This is a genomic window from Streptomyces sp. NPDC051310 (genome assembly GCF_044455245.1).
GTDB lineage: Bacteria > Actinomycetota > Actinomycetes > Streptomycetales > Streptomycetaceae > Streptomyces.
In genome coordinates this window covers 61400-85229 of record NZ_JBITEO010000011.1, presented here as the reverse complement: position 1 = coordinate 85229, position 23830 = coordinate 61400, and the positions used below count along the sequence as shown (strand labels likewise).

25 protein-coding genes are annotated in these 23830 nt (G+C 75.1%); 14 read left to right on the top strand and 11 right to left on the bottom strand.

Annotated features, from left to right (window positions below; all coding sequences use genetic code 11):
* Positions 1-5 precede the first annotated feature (5 nt).
* Both ACIA79_RS18050 and ACIA79_RS18045 read left to right on the top strand, forming a co-directional pair.
* The gene (locus ACIA79_RS18050) at positions 6-875 is read left to right on the top strand and encodes an SDR family oxidoreductase (RefSeq protein WP_399429276.1); all 870 of its coding nucleotides are present in this window, start codon (positions 6-8) and stop codon (positions 873-875) included.
* A gap of 128 nt (positions 876-1003) precedes the next feature.
* Positions 1004-2182 carry a DUF418 domain-containing protein gene (locus ACIA79_RS18045; RefSeq protein ID WP_399429275.1) on the top strand — a complete coding sequence of 393 codons (1179 nt, stop codon included), beginning with the start codon at positions 1004-1006 and terminating at the stop codon, positions 2180-2182.
* On the opposite strand, the gene ACIA79_RS18040 is transcribed toward ACIA79_RS18045, so the two are convergent.
* Both ACIA79_RS18040 and ACIA79_RS18035 read right to left on the bottom strand, forming a co-directional pair.
* Positions 2183-3118 (bottom strand): nucleoside hydrolase, encoded by a 936-nt coding sequence (locus tag ACIA79_RS18040; RefSeq protein ID WP_399429274.1) that lies wholly within the window; start codon positions 3116-3118, stop codon positions 2183-2185.
* A 9-nt stretch (positions 3119-3127) separates the two neighbouring features.
* On the bottom strand, positions 3128-4300 hold the full coding sequence (locus tag ACIA79_RS18035) for a D-alanyl-D-alanine carboxypeptidase family protein (protein ID WP_399429273.1): 1173 nt from the start codon (positions 4298-4300) through the stop codon (positions 3128-3130).
* 149 nt (positions 4301-4449) lie between these two features.
* On the opposite strand from ACIA79_RS18035, the gene ACIA79_RS18030 reads away from it, so the two are divergent.
* From ACIA79_RS18030 to ACIA79_RS18015, 4 genes are all read left to right on the top strand, one after another.
* Positions 4450-4860, top strand: a complete 411-nt coding sequence (locus ACIA79_RS18030) for an SsgA family sporulation/cell division regulator (protein ID WP_399429272.1) — start codon at positions 4450-4452, stop codon at positions 4858-4860.
* Positions 4861-4883: 23 nt separating this feature from the next.
* The gene (locus tag ACIA79_RS18025) at positions 4884-5300 is read left to right on the top strand and encodes a fluoride efflux transporter FluC (RefSeq protein WP_399429271.1); all 417 of its coding nucleotides are present in this window, start codon (positions 4884-4886) and stop codon (positions 5298-5300) included.
* Between the two features lie 82 nt (positions 5301-5382).
* Positions 5383-5736: a fluoride efflux transporter CrcB gene (crcB, locus tag ACIA79_RS18020; protein ID WP_399429270.1), complete on the top strand. Its 354-nt coding sequence runs from the start codon at positions 5383-5385 to the stop codon at positions 5734-5736.
* Positions 5737-5866: 130 nt separating this feature from the next.
* Positions 5867-6652: a (2Fe-2S)-binding protein gene (locus tag ACIA79_RS18015; RefSeq protein ID WP_399429269.1), complete on the top strand. Its 786-nt coding sequence runs from the start codon at positions 5867-5869 to the stop codon at positions 6650-6652.
* Positions 6653-6686: 34 nt separating this feature from the next.
* Here the strand turns inward: ACIA79_RS18015 and ACIA79_RS18010 are convergent, their stop codons facing one another.
* From ACIA79_RS18010 to ACIA79_RS17995, 4 genes are all read right to left on the bottom strand, one after another.
* The gene (locus ACIA79_RS18010) at positions 6687-7283 is read right to left on the bottom strand and encodes a hypothetical protein (protein WP_399429268.1); all 597 of its coding nucleotides are present in this window, start codon (positions 7281-7283) and stop codon (positions 6687-6689) included.
* Positions 7280-8509 (bottom strand): MAB_1171c family putative transporter, encoded by a 1230-nt coding sequence (locus tag ACIA79_RS18005; RefSeq protein WP_399429267.1) that lies wholly within the window; start codon positions 8507-8509, stop codon positions 7280-7282. The genes ACIA79_RS18010 and ACIA79_RS18005 overlap by 4 nt, the downstream gene beginning before the upstream one ends.
* A complete protein-coding gene (locus tag ACIA79_RS18000) occupies positions 8506-9069 on the bottom strand; it encodes a toxin (RefSeq protein WP_399429266.1) in 564 nt (187 codons plus the stop codon). The genes ACIA79_RS18005 and ACIA79_RS18000 overlap by 4 nt, the downstream gene beginning before the upstream one ends.
* A gap of 70 nt (positions 9070-9139) precedes the next feature.
* Complete coding sequence (locus ACIA79_RS17995; RefSeq protein WP_399429265.1) at positions 9140-9616, bottom strand: hypothetical protein; 477 nt, start codon at positions 9614-9616, stop codon at positions 9140-9142.
* 419 nt (positions 9617-10035) lie between these two features.
* Here ACIA79_RS17995 and ACIA79_RS17990 point away from each other — a divergent pair, with 419 nt between their 5' ends.
* The gene (locus ACIA79_RS17990; protein ID WP_399429263.1) at positions 10036-10833 is read left to right on the top strand and encodes a VOC family protein; all 798 of its coding nucleotides are present in this window, start codon (positions 10036-10038) and stop codon (positions 10831-10833) included.
* Positions 10834-11009: 176 nt separating this feature from the next.
* Here the strand turns inward: ACIA79_RS17990 and ACIA79_RS17985 are convergent, their stop codons facing one another.
* Positions 11010-12254 carry a serine/threonine-protein kinase gene (locus ACIA79_RS17985; RefSeq protein WP_399429261.1) on the bottom strand — a complete coding sequence of 415 codons (1245 nt, stop codon included), beginning with the start codon at positions 12252-12254 and terminating at the stop codon, positions 11010-11012.
* A 1292-nt stretch (positions 12255-13546) separates the two neighbouring features.
* Here ACIA79_RS17985 and ACIA79_RS17980 point away from each other — a divergent pair.
* The 5 genes from ACIA79_RS17980 to ACIA79_RS17960 all read left to right on the top strand — a co-directional run bounded on the left by ACIA79_RS17980 (position 13547) and on the right by ACIA79_RS17960 (position 18353).
* A complete protein-coding gene (locus ACIA79_RS17980) occupies positions 13547-14227 on the top strand; it encodes a hypothetical protein (RefSeq protein ID WP_399429260.1) in 681 nt (226 codons plus the stop codon).
* Positions 14228-14634: 407 nt separating this feature from the next.
* Positions 14635-14826, top strand: a complete 192-nt coding sequence (locus tag ACIA79_RS17975; RefSeq protein ID WP_399429259.1) for a hypothetical protein — start codon at positions 14635-14637, stop codon at positions 14824-14826.
* A gap of 17 nt (positions 14827-14843) precedes the next feature.
* Positions 14844-15620 (top strand): hypothetical protein, encoded by a 777-nt coding sequence (locus tag ACIA79_RS17970; protein ID WP_399429258.1) that lies wholly within the window; start codon positions 14844-14846, stop codon positions 15618-15620.
* Positions 15621-15641: 21 nt separating this feature from the next.
* Positions 15642-16142 (top strand): flavoprotein, encoded by a 501-nt coding sequence (locus ACIA79_RS17965; RefSeq protein ID WP_399429256.1) that lies wholly within the window; start codon positions 15642-15644, stop codon positions 16140-16142.
* Positions 16143-16256: 114 nt separating this feature from the next.
* Positions 16257-18353 carry a SpoIIE family protein phosphatase gene (locus ACIA79_RS17960; protein WP_399429255.1) on the top strand — a complete coding sequence of 699 codons (2097 nt, stop codon included), beginning with the start codon at positions 16257-16259 and terminating at the stop codon, positions 18351-18353.
* 156 nt (positions 18354-18509) lie between these two features.
* Here ACIA79_RS17960 and ACIA79_RS17955 read toward each other — a convergent pair whose 3' ends face one another.
* The 4 genes from ACIA79_RS17955 to ACIA79_RS17940 all read right to left on the bottom strand — a co-directional run bounded on the left by ACIA79_RS17955 (position 18510) and on the right by ACIA79_RS17940 (position 22203).
* Entirely contained in the window at positions 18510-18866 is a 357-nt protein-coding gene (locus tag ACIA79_RS17955; RefSeq protein WP_399429253.1) for a helix-turn-helix domain-containing protein, read from the bottom strand.
* 43 nt (positions 18867-18909) lie between these two features.
* On the bottom strand, positions 18910-20832 hold the full coding sequence (locus ACIA79_RS17950; RefSeq protein ID WP_399429252.1) for a protein-arginine deiminase family protein: 1923 nt from the start codon (positions 20830-20832) through the stop codon (positions 18910-18912).
* 125 nt (positions 20833-20957) lie between these two features.
* Positions 20958-21755: a DUF72 domain-containing protein gene (locus tag ACIA79_RS17945; protein ID WP_399429250.1), complete on the bottom strand. Its 798-nt coding sequence runs from the start codon at positions 21753-21755 to the stop codon at positions 20958-20960.
* Positions 21756-21837: 82 nt separating this feature from the next.
* A complete protein-coding gene (locus tag ACIA79_RS17940) occupies positions 21838-22203 on the bottom strand; it encodes a PH domain-containing protein (protein WP_399429249.1) in 366 nt (121 codons plus the stop codon).
* A 331-nt stretch (positions 22204-22534) separates the two neighbouring features.
* Between ACIA79_RS17940 and ACIA79_RS17935 the strand changes: the two genes are divergently transcribed.
* Entirely contained in the window at positions 22535-22882 is a 348-nt protein-coding gene (locus tag ACIA79_RS17935; RefSeq protein WP_399429248.1) for a hypothetical protein, read from the top strand.
* Between the two features lie 79 nt (positions 22883-22961).
* Entirely contained in the window at positions 22962-23819 is an 858-nt protein-coding gene (locus tag ACIA79_RS17930; RefSeq protein ID WP_399429247.1) for a GNAT family N-acetyltransferase, read from the top strand.
* Positions 23820-23830: the final 11 nt, after the last annotated feature.

The following is a 23830-nucleotide window of genomic DNA, read 5'->3' as shown; positions in this document are numbered from 1 at the left end:
CCCGTATGGCATCCCCCGTCATCGCCGTCACCGGGGCCTCCGGCCGCATCGGAGGCCGCGTCGCCCGCCGCCTCGCCGGCGCCGGAGCGCGGACGCGGCTGCTGGGCCGCGACCCGGCCCGGCTGCCCGAGCTGCCCGGGGCGCAGCGGGCCGCGCCCGCCCCGTACGGCGACGCCGAGGCGATGCGCCGGGCCCTCGACGGCGTGGACACGCTGTTCCTGGTCTCCGCGCACGAGGGCCCGGACCGCATCCAGGAGCACCGCACGGCGGTGGACGCGGCGGTCGCGGCGGGCGCCGGGCGGGTCGTGTACGTCTCGTTCCTGAACGCCGCGCCGCAGGCGACGTTCACCTTCGCCCGCGACCACTGGCACGCCGAGCGGTACATCGAGGCGTCGGGGCTGCGGCACACGTTCCTGCGGGACGGCTGGTACCTCGCCGCGTTCCCCGCCATGGCCGGGGCGGACGGCGTGATCCGCGGCCCGGCGGGCGAGGGCCGGGTGGCCGGCGTCGCCCACGAGGACATCGCGGACGTCGCCGCGGCCGTCCTCCTGGAGGGCGAGGGGCACGACGGGGCCACGTACGACGTGACGGGCGAGGAGGCGCTCACCCTCGCCGAGGTGGCCGGCGAGCTGTCCCGGGCGGCCGGCCGGACGGTCCGTTACCGGCCGGAGACCCGCGAGGAGGCGTACGCCTCGCGCGCCGGGTACGGCGCGGACCACTGGGAGGTCACCGGCTGGGTCACCTCGTACGAGGCCATGGCCGCGGGCGAGATGAGCACGATCGCCGACACGGTGCGCCGCCTCGCGGGCCACCCCCCGATGACGCTGCGCGCCTACCTGGAAGCGCACCCCCGCGCGTACGCCCACCTGCTCTGACCGTCGCTCCGAACGACGCTCGGAGCGGCAGGACGACGCCGCCGGCGCCGGATTGCATCCTTCGATGCAGCGCGGGTTCGTCCTCGCTCACGACGTCCGCGGCACCCGGCGCCGGAACGATGGAACGCATGACCGACACACTCCGCGCCCCCTCACCGCCACCGGCCGCCGCGCACCGGCTCGCCCTCCTCGACGTCCTGCGCGGGGCGGCCATCCTCGGCACCCTCATGACCAACGTCTGGGTCTTCACGGCGCCCGGCGCCGAGTGGGGCGTGCTGCAGGGCGGCCTGGACGCGCTGTCGTTCGGGTCGTTCCCCGAGGCCGCGGAGGGCCTGTTCCGGCTCGTCGCGGACGGCAAGTTCCTGGCGCTGCTGACGATCCTGTTCGGCGTCGGCCTCGCTGTCCAGTACGAGTCGGCGGCGCGGCGCGGGCAGCCCTGGCCGGGCCGCTACCGGTGGCGCGCGCTGTTCCTGTTCGCCGAGGGGACCGTGCACTTCGTGCTGGTCTTCGCGTGGGACGTGCTGATGGGGTACGCGGTGACCGCCCTGCTGGTGGCATGGCTGCTGACGCGCTCGGAGCGGGCGCGGCGCCGGGTGATGTGGTGGGCGGCGGGGCTGCACCTGACGGTGACGATTCTGCTGACGGCGGCGCTGGCCACCGCGGACAACGACCCGGGCTCCGGCACCGTCTCCCCGCGCGTCGTGGACCTGTACGCGCACGGCAGCTGGGCCGACCAGATCGCCTTCCGCCTGGAGAACGCGATCGCGCTGCGCCTGGAGCCGGTGTTCAGCTTCTTCCTCCTGGTGTTCCTCTTCCTGCTGGGCGTGCGGCTCTTCCGGGCGGGTGCGTTCGGCGCCGACGGCACCGGGCGGCGGTTGCGCGCGCGGATGCTGGGCTGGGGGCTCGGGCTGGGCGTGCCGCTCAACGCGGCGGTGGCCCTGGCCGGTGCGGACTACCTCCTGCTGGGGCGGTACTGCGCGGCGCCGCTGATGGCCGTCGGGTACATCGGGCTCATCGGCGCGGTGGTGGACCGGGTGCGCCGCCCGGGGCCGCTCACGGCCGGGCTGACCTCCGTGGGGCGGATGGCCCTGAGCGGCTACGTCCTGCAGAACGTGCTGTGCGTGCTGGCCGCGTACGGCATCGGGCTGGGCCTGGCGGCCGGGCTCGGCGCGGCGTGGCGCCCGTGGTGGGTGATGGGGCTGTGGGCCGCGGTCTCGGCGCTGCTGCTGGTGGTCTCCACGCTGTGGCTGCGCCGCTTCGCGCACGGCCCGCTGGAGGCCGTGCAGAGGTGGGCGCTGCGGCGCTGATCAGCCCCCGAGCACGCGTACGGCGTCGATGACGAGGTCCCAGAACGCGGGGACGTCCACGTCGACGCCGACGTGCGCGTTGGGCGGGGCGCCCGTGACGCCGTCGAGGTCGACGACGGTGGCGCCGCGGGTGTGCGTGCCGGTCAGCTCGACGGCGACGGGCACGTGGACGAGGGTGATCAGCCGCGGCTCGATGAGGTGGGCGACGGTCAGCGGGTCGTGCAGCGGCGGCGCGGGGAAGCCGAAGACCTCGCGGTAGGTGGCGCCGAAGTACGTCAGCAGCTCGGTGCACAGGCGCGCCAGCGGGGTGCCGAGGGCGTCGATGCGGGCGACGACGCCGGGGGTGGCGAGCACCTGGTGGCTGACGTTCAGCCCGATCATGGTGACCGGCAGACCGCTGCCGAGGACGATGTCGGCGGCCTCCGGGTCCGCGAGGATGTTGAACTCGGCGGCCGGTGTCCGGTTGCCGCGGCCCGTGGAGCCGCCCATCAGCACGATCCGCCCGATCCGCGGGCCGAGTTCGGGGTGGGCCAGCAGGAGCGCGGCGATGTTGCTGAGCGGCCCGGTGGGCACGAGCGTCACCGGCTCCGGGTGCGCGAGCAGCGTCTCCCGCAGGAACGTGACGGCGTCCCGCCCGTCGACCGGCACGTCCGGCTCCCCGAAGCCGGGCCCGTCGAGGCCCGACTCGCCGTGGATGTTCCGCGCGACGATCCCCGCCCCGTGCAGCGGCCGCGCCCTCCCGGCGGCGATGGGCACGCCCCGGATGCCGGCGGCGGTGCAGACGCGGCGGGCGTTGAGGGTGGTCTTCTCCACGGTCTGGTTCCCGGCCACGGTCGTGATGCCGAGCAGCCGGACCGCGGGGTGGGCGGCGGCCAGCATGATGGCGAAAGCGTCGTCGTGACCGGGGTCGCAGTCCAGGATCACCGGGATCGGCATGACACCGCATCACTCCGGCGGAGGGGCGGTACGGCGCCGGACCCACCACAGGGTGGCCGCCGCGATGCACGCCGAGCTGACGAAGGTGAGGGGCAGCAGGACGTGGGGGCCGTCGTCCGGGGCCGTCGCACGCGCCTGCGCGGTCGCGGAGGGACGGGCGGGGGCGGGGGCCGCGCGGACCGGGGCGGGGGAGGCCGCGGAGCCCGCCGCGGTGGCGGCCGCCTTGGGCGGGGCCTGGAGCGAGCCCACCGGGTGGGCGCGGGGAGCGGCCGCGAAGCCCCAGTCGAGGAGTCGGCGGGCCTCCTCGTACACGGCGTAGGCACCGCCGCGGCGCGGGTTCATCACGGTGACGACGAGCGTGCGGCCGTTGCGGCGGGCGGCGGCGATCAGGGTGTGGCCCGCCTTGCTGGTGTAGCCGTTCTTGACGCCGAGGATGCCCGGGTAGCGGGCGACCCCGTCGTCCCCGGTGACCAGCCGGTTGGTGTTGCGGATGCCGTACGACCAGCCGCCGCCCGGGAACTTCGCGTACGGCGTGGCGCAGTACCGGGCGAAGTCCGGGTCGCGCAGGCCGACGCGGGCGAACAGCGCCAGGTCGTACGCGGAGGAGACCTGCCCGGGTTCGTCGTAGCCGTCGGGTGAGACCACGCGCGTGTCCCGGGCGCCCAGGGCGTCGGCGGTGGCCTGCATCTTCCGGGTGGTGGCCTGCCAGCCGCCGTTCAGGCCGGCCAGGACGCGCACCGCGTCGTTGCCGGAGCTGAGGAACACCCCGCGCCACAGGTCCGCCACCCGGTAGGTGACCTCCTCCTTCAGCCCGACGAGACTGCTGCCCTCGCCGATGCCGACGAGTTCGTGCCGGCTGACGGTGTGCGGCCGGTCCGGCGACAGGCCGGGCAGCGCGGTGAGGGCGAACAGCACCTTGAGGGTGGAGGCCGGGGGCAGCCGCTTGTGCGCGTCGCGCGCGGCGAGCACCGCGCCGCTGCGGGCGTCGGCGACCAGCCAGGAGCGGGCCGACACGCCGGGAGGGCGGGCCGTGCCGGGCGGTACGCGCACCTGGATGCCGGAGCGGTGCAGGACGGAGGCGTCCACGGGCGGGGCGGGGCGCGGCGGCGCGGGCTCCACCGGGAGCGGAGGCACCGCGGGGACCAGGAAGAGGGCGGCGGCCGCGAGCGAGCTGACGATCATTCAGTCACGTTAAGAAGCCGCGCGCCGGTGCGCAGGGCGAGTGCGCCGGACGGACGACGCGCTTCCGCATTCGCATCAATCGGCGCTGCGCGGGCACTGGGGGAGGAAGCCCGGGTACGGACAAGGCGAACTCTCCCCGGAGGGACGACATGACAGCGGACGCGGTCCTGCGCGACAAGGTCTTCATGCGGCTGCTCCCGCAGACGGGCCAGGAGATCCCCGTCCTGGCCCACATGAGGTACGACCCGCGGGACCCGTACGCCGTCACCGTGGAGTTCACGCACGGCGGCTGGGTCTACGCCGAATGGCGGCTGGACCGCGGCATGCTGCGGGACGGGATGCGCGGCGAGGTCGGCGAGGGTGACGTGCGCGTGTGGCCCCAGGTGGACGGCCCGCGCGAGGAGCTGTGCATCGAGCTGATGCGCAGCGCCGTGTTCACGGTGCGGACGCGCTCGCTGCTCCGGTTCCTGGACCGGACGTACGGGGCCGTGCCGGCGGGCGAGGAGCACGTGGAGCTGGACGAGTTCCTGGCGGAGATCCTGAGCTCCGGCAGCCGGTAGCCGGTAGCTGAGATCCTGGCCCCATGGATGGGGCACGAGGCCGGGAGCTCGCCGTCGTGGGCGCGGTGGCCGCCGGGGGAGCGCTGGGCGCGGTGGCCCGGTACGCGGTGTCGCTGGCGTGGCCCGCGGCGCCGGACGGCTTCCCGTGGGCGACGCTGTGGATCAACGGATCGGGGTGCGCGCTCATCGGCGTGCTGATGGTGGCGATCACGGAGGGCGGGGCGCCGGTGCACCGGCTGGTGCGGCCGTTCCTGGGCACGGGGGTGCTGGGCGGGTTCACCACGTTCTCCACGTACGCGGGGGACGTCGAGCGGCTGCTGCGGCGGCACGAGACCGCGACGGCGCTGGGGTACCTGTGGACGACGGTCGTCGTGGCGCTGGCCGCCGTCTGGGCGGCGGCCCGGGCGACGCGGCGGGTGCTGGCGCGGAGGACGGCGTGACGAGGACGAGCGGCGCGCCGCGGCCGGCGGCCGTGGTGGCCGGGGGACCGGTGGCGCCGCAGCGGCGGGGGGACGTGCGGCGGTGAACTGGCTGCTGGTGCTGGCGGGCGGCGCGGTCGGGGCCGCGCTGCGCTACCTGACGGACCGGGCCGTGCAGGCGCGCCACGACTCGGTCTTCCCCTGGGGCACCTTCACGGTCAACGTGTCGGGCTGTCTGCTGCTGGGGCTGCTGACGGGCGCCGCCTCACAGGTGCAGCTGCTGCTGGGGACGGGGCTGTGCGGGGCGCTGACGACGTACTCGACCTTCTCGTACGAGACGCTGCGGCTGGCCGGGACGGGCGCGCGGCGGTACGCGGCGCTCAACGTGGTGGCGAGCGTGACGGCGGGGCTGGGCGCGGTGTTCGCGGGGGTGGCGCTCGCGACCGGTGGCCGGTGATCGTCCCTCGGTGGCCGGTGAGGGCCCCTGATTGCCGGTGATCGTCCCCCGGCGCGCGAACGGGTGGGGCTCCTGGTAATAATGAGGCAAGGCTTGCCTAACCGCTGATGCCTCGTCGATCAGGATGCGTATGCCCTCCACCGTCGCACCGCCGCCGTCCCTCCGCAGCTCCGCGGTGGAGCGGGTCGCCGCCGCCTACCGCGCGATGGCCGCCGCCTCGCCCGCCCTGCGGTTCGAGGTCGGCACGCCGGACGCGGGCGGCCACGACGGCGACGGCCCGGTGGCCGGGCGGCGCCTCGTGCGGGACCCCGGCGCCCTGGCGGCACTGGTCGCGGCCGAGGAGCGCCGTGTCCGGGACCTCTACGGCGTGCCGCCCCGGCGGGACGTCGCCCCCACCTGGGTGCTGCACCGGTACGCGTTCACCGTCTCCCTCGCCATGAGCGGCCCCTGGTACCTGGCGGGCTGCGCACCGCGGCTGACCCCGGACGGCGTCACCTACGACGGGCGGACCCGGCATCTGGTGGTGTCCCCGGCCGAAGCGGCCACCGCCCGCGCCCTCGACGCGCAGGAGCTCCGGGCGGCGATCGCCGCGCACCTCGGCCCGGTCCTGGAGACCTTCCGCCCGCTGGTGCGCCGGGGCGAACACGGCATGTGGGCGCTGGTCACCGACGCGGTGGCCCAGGGGCTGTGGCACCTCGGCCGCGCCCAGGGCGACCCCTGGCCCGCGGTCCACGCCGCCGAAGCCCTGCTGCCCGGCCGCACGCCCCCGTTCACCGCCGCGGCCGCCTTCCGCCCGGACCCGGCGGCCCCCGGCGAGCCGACCCGCACGCGCGCCGGCTGCTGCCTGCTCTACACGCTGCGCCCGCAGGAGATCTGCTCCACCTGCCCGCGCCGCGGCCGGCCGCGCACCGCGTAGCGGTCCCCGGCCGGGCACCGCGCCCCGGGAGGCGTCACACCAGCAGGAACGCCGCAGGCGTCGCCGCGCCCAGCGACGCCCCGGCGACCGTCTGCGCGACCGTGTGGTAACCCAGCGCCACCCGCGACCAGCACACGGCGGCGGTCATCGCGTACCCCAGGAGCCACCACGGCGAGTGCGCGGCGGCCAGCAGGGCCACGACGGCCGAGGCGACCGCCGCGTCGACCGAGATCTTCCACACGGTGTTCACCGCCAGCAGCCCCACCGTCATCACCCACAGCGCCAGCATCGCCGCGAGGATCCCCGTCGGCGCGTGCCCCACCACCATGACCAGCGACCCCGTACCGATCGAGCCGAGGATCACGAAGAAGATGGGCGCGCGCTTGGTGCGGTCGACGACGTGCCGGTCGCCCCACGTGCCGCGCCTGCGCTCCCACTCGATGTACGAGGCGGGCACCAGCCCCGCGCACAGCGCCCCGAGCAGCCCCCACAGCAGACCGCTCCAGTGCCCGGCGGCCGCGTGGCCGACGGCGAGCATGCCGACGAGCAGCACGTTGCGGGGCTGGAAGACGTCGGTGACGGTCCGGGCCGTCCTGCGGGTGTCCCCGGGGGTGCCGGTGGTGGTGCTCACGCGCTCTTCTCCAGGGGTCGCAGCAGCGCCTCGGCCCGTTCGCCGTCGATCGTCCGGTAGGCGGCCGCCACCCGCACCAGCCAGGCGACCTCGTCGTCCTGGTCGGCGGCGTGCTTGGCCTCGATGGCCGCGGCCTTGCCGGCGGGCGCGCCGCCCGCCTTGGCGGCCAGGGCGGCCTTGATCCAGTAGGCGTCGGCGAGCGGCCCCGGCTCGCCGCCCGCGGCGGCCCGCGCCGCGTCGACCAGCCCGTCCCCGACGTAGTGCCGCAGCTTCTCCACCGCGTCCGCGATGTCGGCGGCCCACCGGTCCACCCGCAGGTCGGCCGGGGTGCCGAACCGGGTCAGCTCACGGGCGAGCGAGGCCGGCGGCTCGAAGGGCTGGTCGGGGAAGGCGGCCATCAGCTCCCGCCACAGCGGGTGCAGCCGGGCCTGCGCCCGCCACAGCTTCACGCGCCGCCACCCCTTGCTGAAGGCGGGGATGGACGCGCCCACCGCGAAGAGGGCGAACAGCACGATCTGCGCGGCCTCGGTCGCCTTGTCGAAGGACTGCGCGAAGGCGCGGCCGGGCTGCTCCACGACGCTGATCCAGAGGAACAGCGTCCGGCTGACCGTGTAGCCGACGCCGATGACCATGGCGCACGTCATCATGCCGAGCCCGACCCGCAGGTGGCGCAGCGTGGCATTGGCCGTGGCCAGCCCCCACTGGTACGCGCACACGGCGGAGGCGGCGCCCAGGTACAGGTAGAACACGCTCATGTAGAGCGTGGCGCCCCCCTGTCCGGCGTGGTCGGAGACGAAGCGGTCGGAGGGCGTCGACCGGTCCACCACGGTGAAGAACAGGACGGTCAGCAGGATCAGCGTGGCCACGGACGCCTTGGCCGCCACGTGCTGCACCCCCCGGGCGAACCGCACGTGCCGCGGCACCGTCCCGCCCTCGGGGTAGTGGCCGTAGATGGCGACGATGTAACTGAGAATGGCCAGAATCGCGATGGTCGCCGTGTAGTGCTTGATGAGGACCGCGAGGTCGACCACCGGGCTGTCGTTGAGCCCGGTGCGCACCACGGGCGTCTTCGTCCACAGGGCCACGGCGAACCCGGCGTAGCAGCCCCACAGCGCCCGGCGCCGCTTGTCCTCCTCGTCGCCCCACAGGGCGGCGGGCATGCGCCACAGCGCGACGGCGGTCATCAGGCCGGCTATGAGGTAGTCGGCGAGGTCGAGGGCGGTCACGGGGAGTCCTTGTCGGTGGTACGGCGGAAGAAGCCGCGCCGCCGGTGGGCGACGGGGCGGGACAGGGAGTTGGCGAGCCGCCCCACCATGTCATCGCTCGTCACGTCGCGCGCCATCCGCGGGATCAGCGACGCCCCGAATTCGGCCACTCGTTCGTCATGGGTGTCGTACTGGGCCCGGGCCTGCACCGTGGCGCCCGCGTCGAGCACCCGGGAGATCAGGGAGGTGTCGAAGACGGGCAGGAGGCGCCGCAGTTGCTCGGCGTCGAGGGTGGTGCCGTGGTCGAACCACTCGTGGCACAGCTCGTGCAGGATGACGTGCTGCGTCTGGTACGCGGTCGGGCGGCGGCGGTACAGGACGAGGCTGGTGGTGCCGGTGGTGAGGCGCAGTCCGCAGGCGGCGTTGACCCGGGCCAGCCGGTCGGGCAGTTCGCGCAGCACGATGGTGCGGCCCCGGGCCGCCTCCATGTTCGCCACCAGCGCTTCGATGGTGAAGGGCGAGGGGAGGGGCAGGTCCGCCAGACCGGCTTCGCACTCTTTGCGCAGCTTGCGCAGGGACATGGGTGCTGCCTCTTACGTCCGTCAGTCCGTCGGCGTCACGCGTGCGTGTGACGACGTGCGGTCGGCGAGTTTACCGGGCGGGCTCCGGGCCGCCGGGTCTCCCGCCGCCGGCCACCGGGCCGCCGGTGTCGTCCTTCTTCTTCGTCTCCTCCAGCAGGGAGAGCGCGAACTCCAGCAGCTCCGCCGGGATCCCGTCGTCGTCGTTGCCCCGCGCGGCCACGCCGCTGATCTCGCCGGTGCGCCGCTTGGCCAGGAACTGCAGCCCGGCGACGACGTCGTCGACGACCTCGCTCTCCTCCTTGAAGAAGCGCCAGTCCACGCCGAAGCCCAGGCCGAGCGCCTTGAGGATGTCCTCGGAGGGGTGGGTGACCTTCCCGGCCAGGATGTTGGAGAAGTAGCTGTGCGAGAGGGAACCACCGCGCTGCTTGACGAGATCGGCGAAGACCCGTCCCGAGACCTTCTGGCCGGGGAACGTCTTCTCGACCATGTACTCGACCTTCTGCTGCAACGTCCGCAATTCGGGCGTGCGTTCTTCGCCGTTGGTCATCGGGGTCCCCACGTCGCGCGATGTTCGAGTCCGGTCAACGGGCTCGTACTGTAACCGACCCAGAACGTGGACGTCTTTGCATCAGCGACAAAGTGGAGCATCCCGCGCCGGCGTCGGATCCGGACTTGCGCAGGCACTCTACGTCACTGTTAACTCGAAAAAACACGGGCAGGGGGCCACGAGGGGAGTCCCTTGCCCGTGGGACGGCGTGCGTATGTGGCCCGTACAAGGATGTAGCCCTTCGCGACGGGGGATGCACGAAGGGCTACATCGGCATTATGACACCTCGTCATGGGCGGAGGACAGGCGCCCCGGCGGACAATCGCGGACCGGTTCGCGTCCGTTTCGGCGCGCGGCCCGCCGGATGGCTCGTTAGCGTGACAAACGGGGACCTATGTCGCGCGAAGAGGGGCAGAGCCATGGCCGTACAACCCGAGGGCACGCCCTGCTGGGCGGACGCGATGTTCACCGATGTGGAAGGTGCGAAGACCTTCTACGGCGACGTGCTGGGCTGGACCTTCGGCGAGGCGTCGTCGGAGTACGGCGACTACACGCAGGCGTACGCGGACGGGAAGGCCGTCGCCGCCGTCGTCCCGCCGATGCCCGGCCAGGACGGCCCGGCCGCGTGGTGCCTGTACCTGGCGTCGGACGACGTCGGGGCCACCGCGCGCAAGATCCGCGAGAACGGCGGCGAGGTGCTGATGGAGCCGATGCAGGTCGGCGACTTCGGTTCGATGGTCCTGGCCCGCGACCCCGGCGGCGTGGTCTTCGGCGTCTGGCAGGGCGGCACCCACGAGGGCTTCGAGGCGCGCGGCGAGCGGGGCTCCTACTGCTGGGCCGAGGTCTTCACCCGTGAGCCCGAGAAGTCCGACGCCTTCTTCCCCGCCGTCTTCCCCTACCGGACCAAGGAGATGGAGTCCGCCGACCACATGGACTTCCGGGTCTTCCAACTGGGTGAGGACCCCGTGCTGGGCCGGATGAGGATGACCGACGAGTTCCCGCCGGAGTTCCCGCCGTACATCAACGTGTACTTCGCCGTCGACGACTGCGACGCCGCCGTGGGGAGGGCGACGGCGCGCGGCGGAGTCCTGCGCTGGGGCCCGATGGACACCCCGTTCGGCAGGTTCGCCTCGCTGAGCGACCCGCAGGGCGCGGTGTTCTCGGTCATCGACATGTCCAGGACCGAGGGTGAGATGCCGAGGATGACGGACGTCTAGCGGCCGTCCTCCGGCCAGGGCGGGACCGCCGTCCGTGCGAGCCGCCGGTCCGCCGTCCGTGCGAGCCGCCGGCCCGGAAACCGGGCGAGCGGCCCGGACCAGGGAGCCGCGTCCTCGTCCTGGCAGGGTCCGCGGGACGGGCCCGGCGGCGGCTCCCGCGCCCGGCCGTGGGCGGCTCAGTCCTCGGCGGAGCCGGGGCCCGCTCCCGGGCCGCCCGGGGTCGTGGAGACCTGGCCCGGCGGCGTCCCGGCGGAGCTGCTGTCGGGCGAGAACAGCGCCATGCCGACCAGGACGGCCGTGACGAACGCCACGGCACCGGCGATGGCGCTGGCCACCCGGGGGCGGCGGCTGACGAACGCGCGGGCCCCGCGCCGCGCCGGCGCAGGGGCGGCCCTGCGCCGGCCGGTGCTCCCGCCGCTCCGGCCCGGAAGCGCGTACGTCGTCGCCGGCGCCGGGCCCGTCCCCCGGGGCCCCGCGGGCATCGGCGCGGGCAGGGGCAGCGCCCCCGGCACGGACGCCGGCATGCCGGCGGGCGCGCCGGCCGGAGCGGGCCGCGGAGCCGGCGCCGCGGGCGCTGCGGAGCGCGGACCCGGCATGGCGCCGGCCGCGGGACGGCGGCCCGGCACCGGGGCGGGCACGGGACCCGGCAGCGGCTCGCCGTGCCCCTGCCAGGCGCCCGACCCGAACCAGTCCGCGACCTGCTGCGCCGGCGGCCGCTCCTCCGGCTGCTTGGCCAGCATCCCCATCAGGTACGCCTCGAACGCCGGCGGCACGTCCGCGCCCAGACCGCGCGGCGGTACCGGCTGGGTGTCGATGTGCTGGTAGAGCGTGGCGGTCGCGGTGTCGGCCTGGAACGGCGGCCGGCCCGTCACGAGCTGGTACAGGACGCAGCCCAGCGAGTACACGTCGGACGCCGGGCCCGCCGGGCGGCCGAGCGCCCGCTCCGGAGCCAGGTAGAGGCTCGTCCCGACGATCTGGCCGGCCGTGGTGAGGGCGGCCGCCGGATCGTCCACGAACCGCGCGATGCCGAAGTCGCCGAGCTTGACCGTCCCGTCCGCGTCCGACATCAGGTTGCCCGGCTTGATGTCCCGGTGGACGATGCCCTGCCGGTGCGCCACGGCGAGCCCCGCCGCCGTCTGCGCGGCGATCGTCGCCACGCGCGCGGGGCGCAACCGCCCCTCGGCGGCCAGCTCCTGCGCGAGGCTGCGGCCCTCGACGTACTCCATCACCAGGTAGAAGCGGCCGTCCCAGGCCCCGAAGTCGAAGACCGCGACCACATGGGGGTGGCTGAGCCGGGCCGCCGTCTGGCCCTCCAGCCGGAACCGCGCCGCCGCCTGCGAGTCCGGGTCGTCCCCCAGCATCAGCTTGACGGCCACCGGCCTGCCGAGCACTTCGTCCGTGGCCCGCCAGACCTCCCCCATTGCGCCGCGGCCGATGGGTGACTCCAACCGGTACCGATCCGCCACCAGCACGTGCGCACCAACCTCAATCCCGATCGATCCTGGGAGCAGGGTACCGACCCATCAGATGAGGGTCGGTCAGCAAGGTCCCCGCACGGGCCCGTTGTGGCTGGCCCATCGTGGTGCACCCGCCGCACGAACAGCGCAATCCGTACTCGCCCGGCTTTCCGGGCCGGCGGAGTCGGCGGACGCTGGCGCCGTGACGTGCCCCGCACGGCCCGGATGCCGGTCCGGTCCACCCATGAGCCGCACCAGGACCCTGCTGTTCGTCGCCGGAGCCCTGCTCCTGGTGGCGCACGCGGGCGGCTGGCCGCTGGCGTCCCGGCCCCCGCGGGCCGCCGCCGACGGGGTGGGGAAGCACGCCCTGGAACTGACCGTTACCGTCAACAAGAAGACCGTCCCGAACGCCGAGCGCATCGGCATCCGGGTCGGCCACACCGTCGTCAAGCGGTACCGGCTGACCAACCGCTCCGGCGCCGACCTGCACCGCGTCACCCTCCACGACCCGGGCGTGCCGCCCGGCGCCGTGCGCTGCCCCGCGGGCCAGGGCTTCTGGATGCGCGGGATGTCCTCGGTCACCTGCATCTCGCGGGTCCCCGCCCTGCCCGGGCACCACTCCAGCACCGTGCGCGCCCGCGCGGAAGTGCCCTCGGTGGGCCTGCGCGTCACGGCCTCGGCCCGCGCGGCGTACCAGGGCGTGGGCGGTGCCCTGCGGCTCGCCGTCGCCGTGGCGGTACGCGACGGGGCCGTGCCGGGCGCGGTCGTCCGGTACACCATCGCCAACCCCGGCAACCGGACCGTGTACGGGGCGCGGCTCACCGACGCGTCGCTCGGGAACCCGCCGGTGGACTGCGCGGGCCGGGCCGCCCCGCCGCAGGCGCTGCCACCGGGCGGCGTCGCCGTGTGCGTCGCGCGGCTGACCGGGCTCCGGCCCGGTGCCTACCGCAGCGCGCCCGAGGTGCGGGGCAGCGACCGGTTGTTCACCCTGGGCCCCACCTGCGAGCGGCCCGTCCCGCCGCCGACCCTGGTGGTCCGCGCGCTGGCCCCCTTCACGGTACGGGCGCGCCCGCCGGGCCCGGCCCCGCCGGCGCCGGGTCCACCCGCTCCGCCGGGCCCGGGCGGCCCACCCGGGGGGCCCGGGGCACCGGGAGCTCCCGGAGTGCCCGGCGCTCCCGGCGCTCCCGGGGCGCCGGGTGTGCCCGGAGTCCCGGGTCCGGCTCCTGGACCGCCGCCGCTGCCACCAGGGACACCGGGTGCGCCGGGGGCGCCCGGAGTGCCGGGTCTTCCTGGGGCGCCTGGTGTTCCTGGTGCACCTGGGCTTCCTGGTGTTCCCGGGGCGATCGGCGTTCCCGGTGTGCCGGGTGCGGTGGGTGTGCCGGGTGCCGCCGTGGGTGCGGGAGCTGCTGCCGGGGCGCTCGCTCTCACCGCCGTGGGCGCGGGGGTGGGGGTCGTCACCGGTGCGGCCGGTGTCGCCGCGGCGGCCGCCGCCGCGGGGCTGGGTGCGGCGGGGCTCGGTGCCGCGGGGCTCGGTGCGGCGGGAGCACTCACCGCGCCGGGTGCGGCCGCTGATGCCGGTGCGGCTGCTGCGGGGGCCGCCGCGGGGGCTGCCCCTGGTGCTGCGGGTGCCGGCGCCCCGGTCGGCCCTGGTGCTGCGGCTCCCGGCGCCCTGGCCGCCCCGGGTGCCGCGGGTGCCGCAGGCCTCGCGCCTCCTGGTGCTGCCGCTCCTCCTGCCGCTGCCGCTGCCCCGGGTGCTGCCGCCCCCGGTGCGGCCCCCGCTCCTCCTGGGGCCGCCCCCGGAGCCGCAGCACCTGGTGCGGGCGCGGGTGCCGCCGCCGTACCGGGAGCCGGGGCCGGAGCCGGGGCGGCCGCAGCACCGGGTGCCGTGCCGCCCGGCGCCGCCGCCGCGCCCGGTGCCGTGCCCCCTGGAGCGGTAGCGCCCGGAACCGGCGTACCGCCGGGCGCCGCCGTGCCGCCTCCCGGAACCGGCGTACCCCCTGGTGCCGTAGCACCCGGTGCCGTGCCCCCCGGAGCGGCGGTACCGCCGGGCGCCGCCGTACCGCCCGGAACCGGCGTACCCCCTGGTGCCGTAGCACCCGGTGCCGTGCCCCCCGGAGCAGCGGTACCGCCCGGCGCCGCCGTGCCTCCCGGAGCTGCCGTACCACCCGGAGCCGTACCGCCCGGAACCGGCGTACTCCCGGGTGCCGTAGCACCCGGTGCCGTGCCCCCCGGAGCGGCGGTACCGCCCGGCGCCGCCCTACCTCCCGGGGCCGTACCGCCGGGGGCCGCCGTGCCGTCAGGGGTTCCGCCCGGTGCCGTGCCGCCAGGGGTTCCGCCGGGGGCCGTGCCGCCCGGGGCCGGGAACCGGCAGCAGCAGCCTCCCGGGCAGCGCACCGGAACCGCGGACGACGACCGGCTGAACGCGCGGGCGGGCGGCGCGTACCCCGACGACGACGGGGTCAGCCCGATCGTCTTCCTGTTCCTGCTCTTCCTGCCCGTGGCGGTCGTCGCCGTGATGGCGGGCCGACGGCTGTGACCGAGTGAGGGAGCGTCATGAACCACGTGGTGGGCACGCTGTTCATCGGGCTGCTCGGCGCCCTCCTCGCCGCGGGCATCGTGCTCGCCTGGCGCCACTACCACCCGGCGGAGGGCGGCGACGAGGAGGGCGGTGACGACGCCGCCGAGTACCTGTCGATGATGATCGCGCTGCTGTACGCGCTGCTGCTGGGCCTGGCGCTGGTCTCCGTCTGGGAGCTGCGGGGGGAGGCCGGCACGCACACGTCCAACGAGGCGGGTGCCCTCCACCAGATCACGGTCCTGGCCGAGGGCATGCCGGCCCCCCAGAAGCAGCGGATCGAGGTGCTCGCCGAGCGGTACGCCACCCACGTGGTCCAGGACGAGTGGCCCGAGCTCGACGAGAAGCGGCCCCTGGGCGCGTCCGGCTGGGCCCTGCTGCGGCAGCTGCGCGCGGTGTCGGCGGCCCCGCCCGACGCCACCCCGGCCCAGGAGGTGACCTCCCTGGAGCTGCTCGGTCAGCTCAGCACCCTCGACGAGGCCCGCCGGGGCCGCGAGGCGGTCGCGGAGGACACCCTGTCGCCGCTGCTGTGGGCCGGGCTGGCGGTGGGGGCCGTCCTCTCCTTCTGCATCGTCTTCTTCTTCGGGGTCGGGCACGGGTGGAGCCATCTGGTGATGGTGATGGGCATGGTGGGGCTGACAGTCTTCCTGGGACTGCTCATCCACTATCTGGCCACGCCCTTCGGGGAGGTGATGGGCGTACAGCCGGATCCGTTCACGCGGTACTTCCCGCAGGCGGCGACGGCCGGTTCCTGAGGGCCGGGCAGACTGGCCCCCGTGGACCAGAAGCGCTTCCTCTACGTCGTCGTGTGCGCGGCCGGGATCGCCGGTGACGTCGGCACGCTCATCACCGCCGCCCAGGACGAGGGCTGGGACGTCGGCGTCATCGCCACGCCGCACGGTCTGCCGTTCCTCGACGCGGCGGCCGTCGAGACCCGGACGGGCTACCCGATCCGCTCGGCCTGGCGCCGCCCCGGCGATCCGCGGCCGCTGCCGCCGGCGGACGCCATCGCCGTCGCCCCCGCCACCTTCAACACGATCAACAAGTGGGCGGCCGGCATCGCCGACACGCTCGCGCTCGGCACCCTGTGCGAGGCGTACGGCGCGGGCGTGCCCACCGCCGTGCTGCCGTGCGTGAACGCGGAGCTCACCGCGCACCCCGCGTACCGTGAGAGCCTGGCGCGGTTGCGCGGGATGGGCGTACGGATCGGCGAGGGCAGCGGCGGCGCGGCGGGCTTCCGCTGGGAGGAGGCGCTGGAGCTGCTCGCCGCCCGGTGACCCGCCCGGCCCGACGTGCCCCCTTCCCCGGCGCCCCCCGGGCGGGGGGTACCGCCCGCCGGGCGGTGGCGCACCGGCTGCGGTCGCCGCGGGTCTGGGGGGACCATGGGTGGCATGGGCGGTGCGGATGAGCTGCGGGCCGATCGGGAAGCGGCCGACGGCGCGGAGGTGGGGCCTTCGCCGGCCGGCGGCCTGCTCGACGTCCTCGGCGTGGCCGCGATCGTGATCGACGCGGAGGGCCGCATCGTCCTGTGGAGCCCGCAGGCCGAGAAACTGGTCGGCTGGAGCGCGCACGAGGCGCTGGGCCAGTACGCCGCGCGGCTGCTGGTGGGCGAGGAGCACCTGCCGCTGGTGCTGCGCCTCTTCGAGCAGGTGATGACGACCGGGCAGAGCTGGGCGGGTGTCTTCCCCGTACGGCGCAAGGACGGCACCACGCGGCGGCTGGAGTTCCGCAACATGCGGCTCCTGGACGACCTCGGCGACTTCTACGCCCTGGGGCTGGCCACCGACCGGGAGACGCTGCGCCGGGTGGAGCGGGACCTGGCCCTGTCGGTACGGCTGGTGGACCAGTCGCCGATCGGTCTGGCGGTCCTCGGCCCGGACCTGCGGTACGTGGGGGTCAACGCGGCGCTGGTGCGGATCGACGGCGTCGGCGCGGAGGACCACCTCGGCCGCACGGTCGGGGAGGTGCTGCCGTTCATCGACTCCGTACGGACCGAGGCGGCGATGCGGCGGGTGCTGGAGACCGGTGTGCCGGTGCTGGACCGGCAGGTCGTGGGGCGGGCCCCGGCCGATCCGGAGCACGACCACGCCTGGTCGGTGTCGATGTACCGGCTGGACGACGTGGCGGGCCGGCCGATCGGGCTGGCCGTGTCGGTGGTCGACGTCACCGACCGGTACCGGGCCACGGCGGAGGCGGAGCGGGCGCGGGACCGGCTGGCGGTGGTCGCCGACGCCTCGGTGCGCATCGGGACCACGCTGGACCTGGAGCAGACCGCCCGGGAGCTGGCCGACGTAGCCGTCCCGCAGCTCGCCGACGTCGCCGCGGTCGACGTGCTGGACACGGTGCTGGAAGGCCGGCCGAACCGGATCACGTCCGGCGCAGAGGCCACCGCCGTCTTCCGCGCCCTGGCCGTCTCGGCGGCGTACCCGACGGTCGCCGTGGACGCGGCCGACCCGCCGGGGGAGCTCGCCCGCTACGGCGCCGACCGGCTCGTCACCCGGTGCGTGCGCACCGCGAAGCCGGTGCGGGAGGCGCACCTCGACGAACAGGCCCTGTCGTGCGTGGCGCGCGACCGCCGGGCGGCGGAGCTGCTGGCGGAGGCCGGCGTGCACTCGTACCTGGCGGTGCCGCTGATCGCCCGCGGCGAGGTGCTGGGCGCGCTCGACCTGAAGCGGGCCCGCAACCCCATGCCGTTCAGCGACGACGACACGCTGCTCGCCTGCGAGCTGGCCGCCCGCGCGGCGGTGTGCATCGACAACGCCCGGCTGTACCGGCAGCAGCGGGAGACCGCGCTGACGCTCCAGCGCAGCATGCTGCCGGAGGCGCCGGGCGACCTCACCGGGCTGGAGGTGGCCACCCGCTACCAGCCGGCCGGCCCCGGCAGCGAGGTCGGCGGCGACTGGTTCGACGTCATCCCGCTGTCCGACGGGCGGACGGCCCTGGTGGTGGGGGACGTGATGGGCAGCGGCATCAACGCCGCGACCAGCATGGGACGGCTGCGCACGGCCACGCAGACGCTCTCCCGGCTCGACCTGGAACCCGCCGGCGTGCTGCGCCACCTCGACGAGATCAGCGCCGGGATGGAGCCGTCACTGGCGACCTGCGTGTACGCCGTGTACGACCCGTACCGGCACCGGTGCCGCCTGTGCACGGCCGGGCACCTGCCCCCGGTCCTGGTGCGCCGGGGCCGCGAGCCCGTCCTGCTGGAGCTGCCCACCGCGCCGCCGCTGGGGGTGGGCGGGATCCCGTTCCGCGAGGTGACGGTGGACCTGGAGCCGGGCGACCGGCTGGTCCTCTACACCGACGGGCTGATCGAGACGCGGGAGGACGACATCGACAGCCGTCTCGAAGCCCTGCTGGCGCTGCTGGCCACCCTGGGGGGCAGCGGCCTGGAGGAGGCATGCGACCGGCTGCTGCGCGAGCTGCGCCAGGCCGGCGACCACGACGACGTGGCCCTGCTGATGGCGTGCCCCGTCCCGGTCCGCTGAGGCGCCGCCCGGGCCGCCCGCCCGCCGGGAGGAGGACACCGACGCGGGAGGGGACGGGGTCCCGTCCCCTCCCGCGGTGCGGGCCCTTCCGCCGGGTGCCGTGCCTCCCGCCGGGTACCGGGCCCGCTCGGGGGCCGGCCCTCCCGCGGTGCCGGCTCAGGCCGCGAGGCAGACCTGGGCGCGGTGGCTGACGGACGCGCGCGCCGGTGCCGTCGCCGCCGTGACCCGCGGCACGGACCGGGCGAGCTCCTGCTGGGCCAGCGAGAGCACGTCTCCCAGACCCAGGCCCAGCGCCCCGGCCGCGGCCGCGAGCACCTCGGACGAGGCCTCCTTGCGTCCGCGCTCCAGCTCCGAGAGGTACGGCATCGAGATCCGTGCCGCGTCGGCCACGTCGCGCAGCGTGCGCCCCTGGGCGAGGCGCTCTCGGCGCAGGGCGTCACCGACGACGTGCCGCAGCAGCGGCTCCGGCTCGGGGCGGTCGGGCTTCGTCCGGGGTGTGGTCACAGGCTTCATCCGGTCAGCCTAGAAGCAGACGGGGCGTCACGTCACCGTCCCCTTACGGCTTCCACCAGGCGCCGGAGGCGTCCCGCAGGGTGTTGGTCCCGCAGTGCACCTCGCCCATGCCCAGGTGGTAGGTCTCCCAGTCGTCGATGTACGCGACCTTGAGTCCGGCCCGCGTGTACGCGGCGTTCACGGCGGCGGTGAACACGTCCTTGCCGCCGATGACGGGGCCCCACTGCTTCGGAGCGAGGTACCGGTCGCGGCCGAGCAGCACGCCGTTGACCGCACCGGGGACGTACGCGCTGGTCATGACGGTCGCCGGGCCCGCGGCGCGCTCGCCCTCGCGGGGCAGCCGCTTCTGCTGGCCGTACTCGTCGACCGCGTCCGGCAGGTCGCCCGCGCCCATGCGCTTCAGGCGGGGCACGCGGGCGCCCCGCTCGCCCTCCTCGGTGCCGCGGGTGAACAGCGCGGGCACCCGGACGACCTCGGCGTCGGTCACACCGGTCTCGCGCTTGAGGATCTCCAGGTTGGCCCTGATGCGCTGCGCGGCCATCGTGTTGTCGGTGACCAGCCACTTGGAGGCGAGCGCCTGGGCGATGGTCTCCTTCGGGGCGGGCACGTCCTTGCTGCCCGGCACCGAGAACATCCGCGTCGAGCCGTGCCCTGCCTTCTGCGCGTCGCGCAGCAGCTTCAGCCCGGCCTCCGGGTCGGCGATGCCGATCCGCCAGCCGCGGGCGGTGCCCGGCGCCGGGAGGAACTGCACGAACTCGTCGACGTGGCCGACGTGCAGCCACGAGGTGTCCAGGAACAGCGGCTCCTGGAAGCCCTGTGACTTCAGCAGCGTGCGCATCGCGTGGGCGGGCTTGGAGCCGTCGTCCTTGCGCTCGCCCATGATGATGCGCCCGGCCGGGAAGGAGCGCCCGCCGTGGGCGTACGGCGGAACGGTCTCCAGGTTGCCCATGGAGTTGAGGGTCCACTCCTCCGAGTCGCGGACCCCCGAGACCTGGACGACGCCGACGCCGTTGCCGCGGAGCTTCTCGAACAGCTCCCGGCCGGACTCGCGGTCGGGCTGCGCCGAGCGGAGCATCACGCGGATCACCTGGCGGCGCCCGTCGGGCCCGGTCATGCTGACGTAACCCGGCTCGACGAAGTCCTGGGCCCAGATGTCCTGGTACTTGTCGAAGGTGACGAGCGGCCTGGTGATGCCGGCCGCCTTGGCCTCCTTGGCCAGGCCCTGCACGAACGCCTGCTGACGGCGGGCGTAGGGGTCCTTGCCCGGCACCTTGGTGACCATCACCTGCTGGGCGTTCTGGAGGTGGTGGTGGGTGAGCAGCGGCGCGACGCGGAGGGTGACGTCGTCGGAGGCGGTCCGCCCGCCGGAGGTGACGGACAGGCGCAGGACCGCGCGGCCGTCCCACACCGCGGTGTCGCGGATGACATCGGTGACCTCGACGCCGAACTCCACGCCGGAGCGCAGCTCGGCGGCGGTCAGGCGGGTGTTGCCCTTGACCCGGTCCCAGCCGCCGGCGCGCTTGACGAACACCCGGGTGCGGGCCGCCCCGGCGACGATCTTCGGGGTGCCGGTGGCCGACGCGGGCAGGTCCTTCATGGGTACGGAGCGCACCCGGGCGAGGTCGGCGGCGTCGGCGGTGCCGTTCACCCGCGTGTCGGAGGCGTCGTTGCAGGCGGCGAGGCGGGCGTCGGACAGCGGCTTGCCGCCCGGGCCGGTGGTCGCGCAGCGCTTGGTGTCGTCGTCGATGTTGGGCAGGACGACCGCGCCGCGGGCCGCGGTCCAGGTGTCCTCGCCCGCGGTGTCCGTCGTGCCGGCGACGTCCACGCGCCCGTCCCGGTTCACGTCCGCCCGCAGGTCGGCCAGCGGCGGCGCCCCGGCCGCGAACACGGGCGCGGCGGGCGCCAGTACGGCACCGATGACGGATATGGCCAGGGTCGCGCGTCTGGCGTGGCTCGTACGCACCATGCGTCCTTTCGTGGGGGATGCGTCTGTCGAGCCGGAAGAGGGCGTGCGGGCGCGATGCGTTGCCTCGGGGCGGCCATTCACGGCCTGAGTGACCGTCCGCCGCCGGGAATGGATATGACGGTGGATCAGCCCTGCGGCGGCCGGGGTGGCGGTTCCCGGCGCGCCGGCGGCGTACGGGTCGTCGTGCGGCCCAGTGCGGCCGCCGCGCGGGCGAACGCGGCCGCGTCCACGACGGCCGCGCCGCCCGCGTCGTTGTTGAAGTACACGTACACGTCGTCCTGGTCGGTCCACGTGCCGGCGATGCGCCGGGCCCAGGAGGCGAGTGCCTGGCGCCCGTAGCGCGGGGGCGGGTCGGCGAGGCCGGCGTGGAAGCGGACGTACCCCCAGGGCGCCGTCCGCCACAGCGGTGTCACCGGGCGGGAGCGGCGGTCGGCCCAGCACAGGGCGGCGCCGTACCGCTCCAGCACCGTCCGCAGCTCGCGCTCGGCCTCCCACCACGACGTGTGCCGCAGCTCGACGGCCACCCGGGCCGTGGCGGGGAAGCACCGCAGGCACGCCTCCAGGGCCGGGACGTCCACCGGGAAGTTGCCCGGGAGCTGCACCAGGACCGGACCCGTCCGGTCCCCCAGCCCCTCCAGCCGGCCCATCAGCCGCGCCACCGGTTCCGCGGGTTCGCGCAGCCGCTTCAGATGGGTCAGGTAGCGGCTCGCCTTGACCGCCATCACGAACCCCTCGGGGGTGCGCTCACGCCAGGAGGCGAACACCTCCGTGGTGGGCAGCCGGTAGAAGGCGTTGTTGTTCTCCACCGTGGCGAAGTGCCGCGCGTACTCCTCCAGCCACAGCCGCTGCGGCAGCCCGGCCGGGTACAGCACGTCGCGCCAGTCCTTGTACTGCCACCCGGAGGTGCCGATGAGCAGGGGCATGCCGCCATGCCTGCCCGGGCGCCCGCGGCGCGTACCGCCCCGCGCCCGGGTTGGCCCGCCCGGCGGTCCCCCGCCCGGCTCGCTAGCGCGCCACGAACTGGGTGAGGATCGCCTGCACTTCGTAGATGTCGACGCCCTTGGTGAAGGTCTTCTGGATCGGCGCGGCGCTCCCGGACAGCCACAGCTTCAGCTCGGCGTCGAGGTCGAAGGTGCCCGCGGTCTCCACCGCGAAGTGGGTGATGCTCCGGTACGGGATCGAGTGGTACTCCACCTTCTTGCCGGTGATGCCCTGCTTGTCGACGAGGATGAGCCGCCGGTCCGTGAAGAGGATGGTGTCCCGGATCAGCAGGAACGCGGCGTGCACCTGCTCGCCGTTGCCGAGCAGCCGGGCGTAGTCCTGCTGCGCCGTCGCCGGGTCGATGGTGTGCGCATTTCCGAACAGCGCCATGACAGGCCCCCCAAGTGGTGAAATTCCACGATGATCGTCGCACTGTATACCGGGGGCGCCGGCCCGGCCGAGGGGTACGCCCCCGGCGGATCCGCGCCCAGGCCGTGCCGGACCCGTGCCGGACCCGTGCCGGGTCCGCGCCCGACGCCGTGCCGGGTCCTTGCCCGGATCGCGCCCGGTACGCGCCGGAGCCGCGCCACCGGCGGGCGGCCGCGGGCGGGCGCCCCGGCGCGCGCAGGGTAAAACTTCACCACCTGCGACGATCATGACGATCTGGTTGCAGTGATGGCGGTGCGCGTATTTTGCTCCGGGGCCGGGTCGTTTCCGGGGTGTGAGCGGTTTCGAGACGCAGACACGGACACAGGAGCCGGCGGACGCCGCGCAGGCGCGGCAGCGGGCCCGGGACGAGGCGGCGCCCCGGGCGGAATCCGGGGCGAGCCGGGCCGGCACCGGGGCGGGGGACCCGTCCCGGGAGACGGCGGCCCCGTCCCCGTCCCCGGCCCACGCCGCGCTCCTCGGGGCGTACTGGCTCGACGGGCCGCCCCACGGCACGCACGCGTGCGACCGGTGCCGGCGGCTGCGCGGGCCCTCCGGCGAGGAGGTGGTCCGCACGGTGATGCTGGGCCTGGCCGTCGTCACGATCGTGTGGGGCGCGCTGCTGACGGTCGCGGTGGGGTGAACACCGTTTGTGGGGTCCGTCCGCCCGGCGTTTGATGGGAACGAGCGGGGGCGCATCCGGACCGGAAGGAAGTGCGGCCGTGGACCTCTCCTTGCGTCCCGGGCGGGCGGAGGACGCCGCCGAGTGCGGCCGGATCTGCTACGAGGCCTTCCATGCCATCGCCCACGAGCACGGCTTCCCGCCCGACTTCGCCAGTGTCCAGGAGGCCGAGGACACGATGGTGATGCTGCTGGGCCATCCCGGTTTCCACAGCGTCGTCGCCGAGCTCGACGGACGGATCGTGGGCAGCAACTTCCTCGACGAGCGCTCCCCCGTCGCGGGCGTCGGCCCCGTCACGGTGGACCCGGCCGTCCAGGACGGCGGCATCGGCCGCCGCCTCATGCGCCACGTCATGGACCGGGCGGCCGAGCGGAACGCCCCCGGCATCCGGCTGCTCCAGAGCGGCTACCACTCCCGCTCGTTCGCGCTGTACGCCGGCCTCGGCTTCGCCTTCCGCGAGACGGTGGTCTGCCTGCAGGGCCCGCCGATCGGCGTCACCGTTCCCGGCCACGCGGTACGCCCCGCCCGGGAGGCGGACCTCGCCGCCTGCGACGACCTGTGCCGCAGGGTCCACGGCACCGACCGCCACGGCGAACTCGCCGATGCGCTCGCCCGGGGCACCGCCCGCGTCGTCGAGCACGACGGGCGCGTCACCGGTTACGCCACGGACCTCGCCTTCTTCGCCCACGCCGTCGGCGACACGGCCGAGGACGTCCGCGCGCTCATCGGCGCGGCCGAGGCCTTCGGCGGACCGGGCATCCTCGTCCCCGCCCGCGACAGCGCCCTGCTCCGGTGGTGCCTGGCCCACGGTCTGCGCGTGGTGCAGCTGCTGAGCCTGATGACCATCGGGTTCTACAACGAACCGGCCGGCTCCTACCTGCCCTCGATCCTCTACTGACGCGGCGGGCG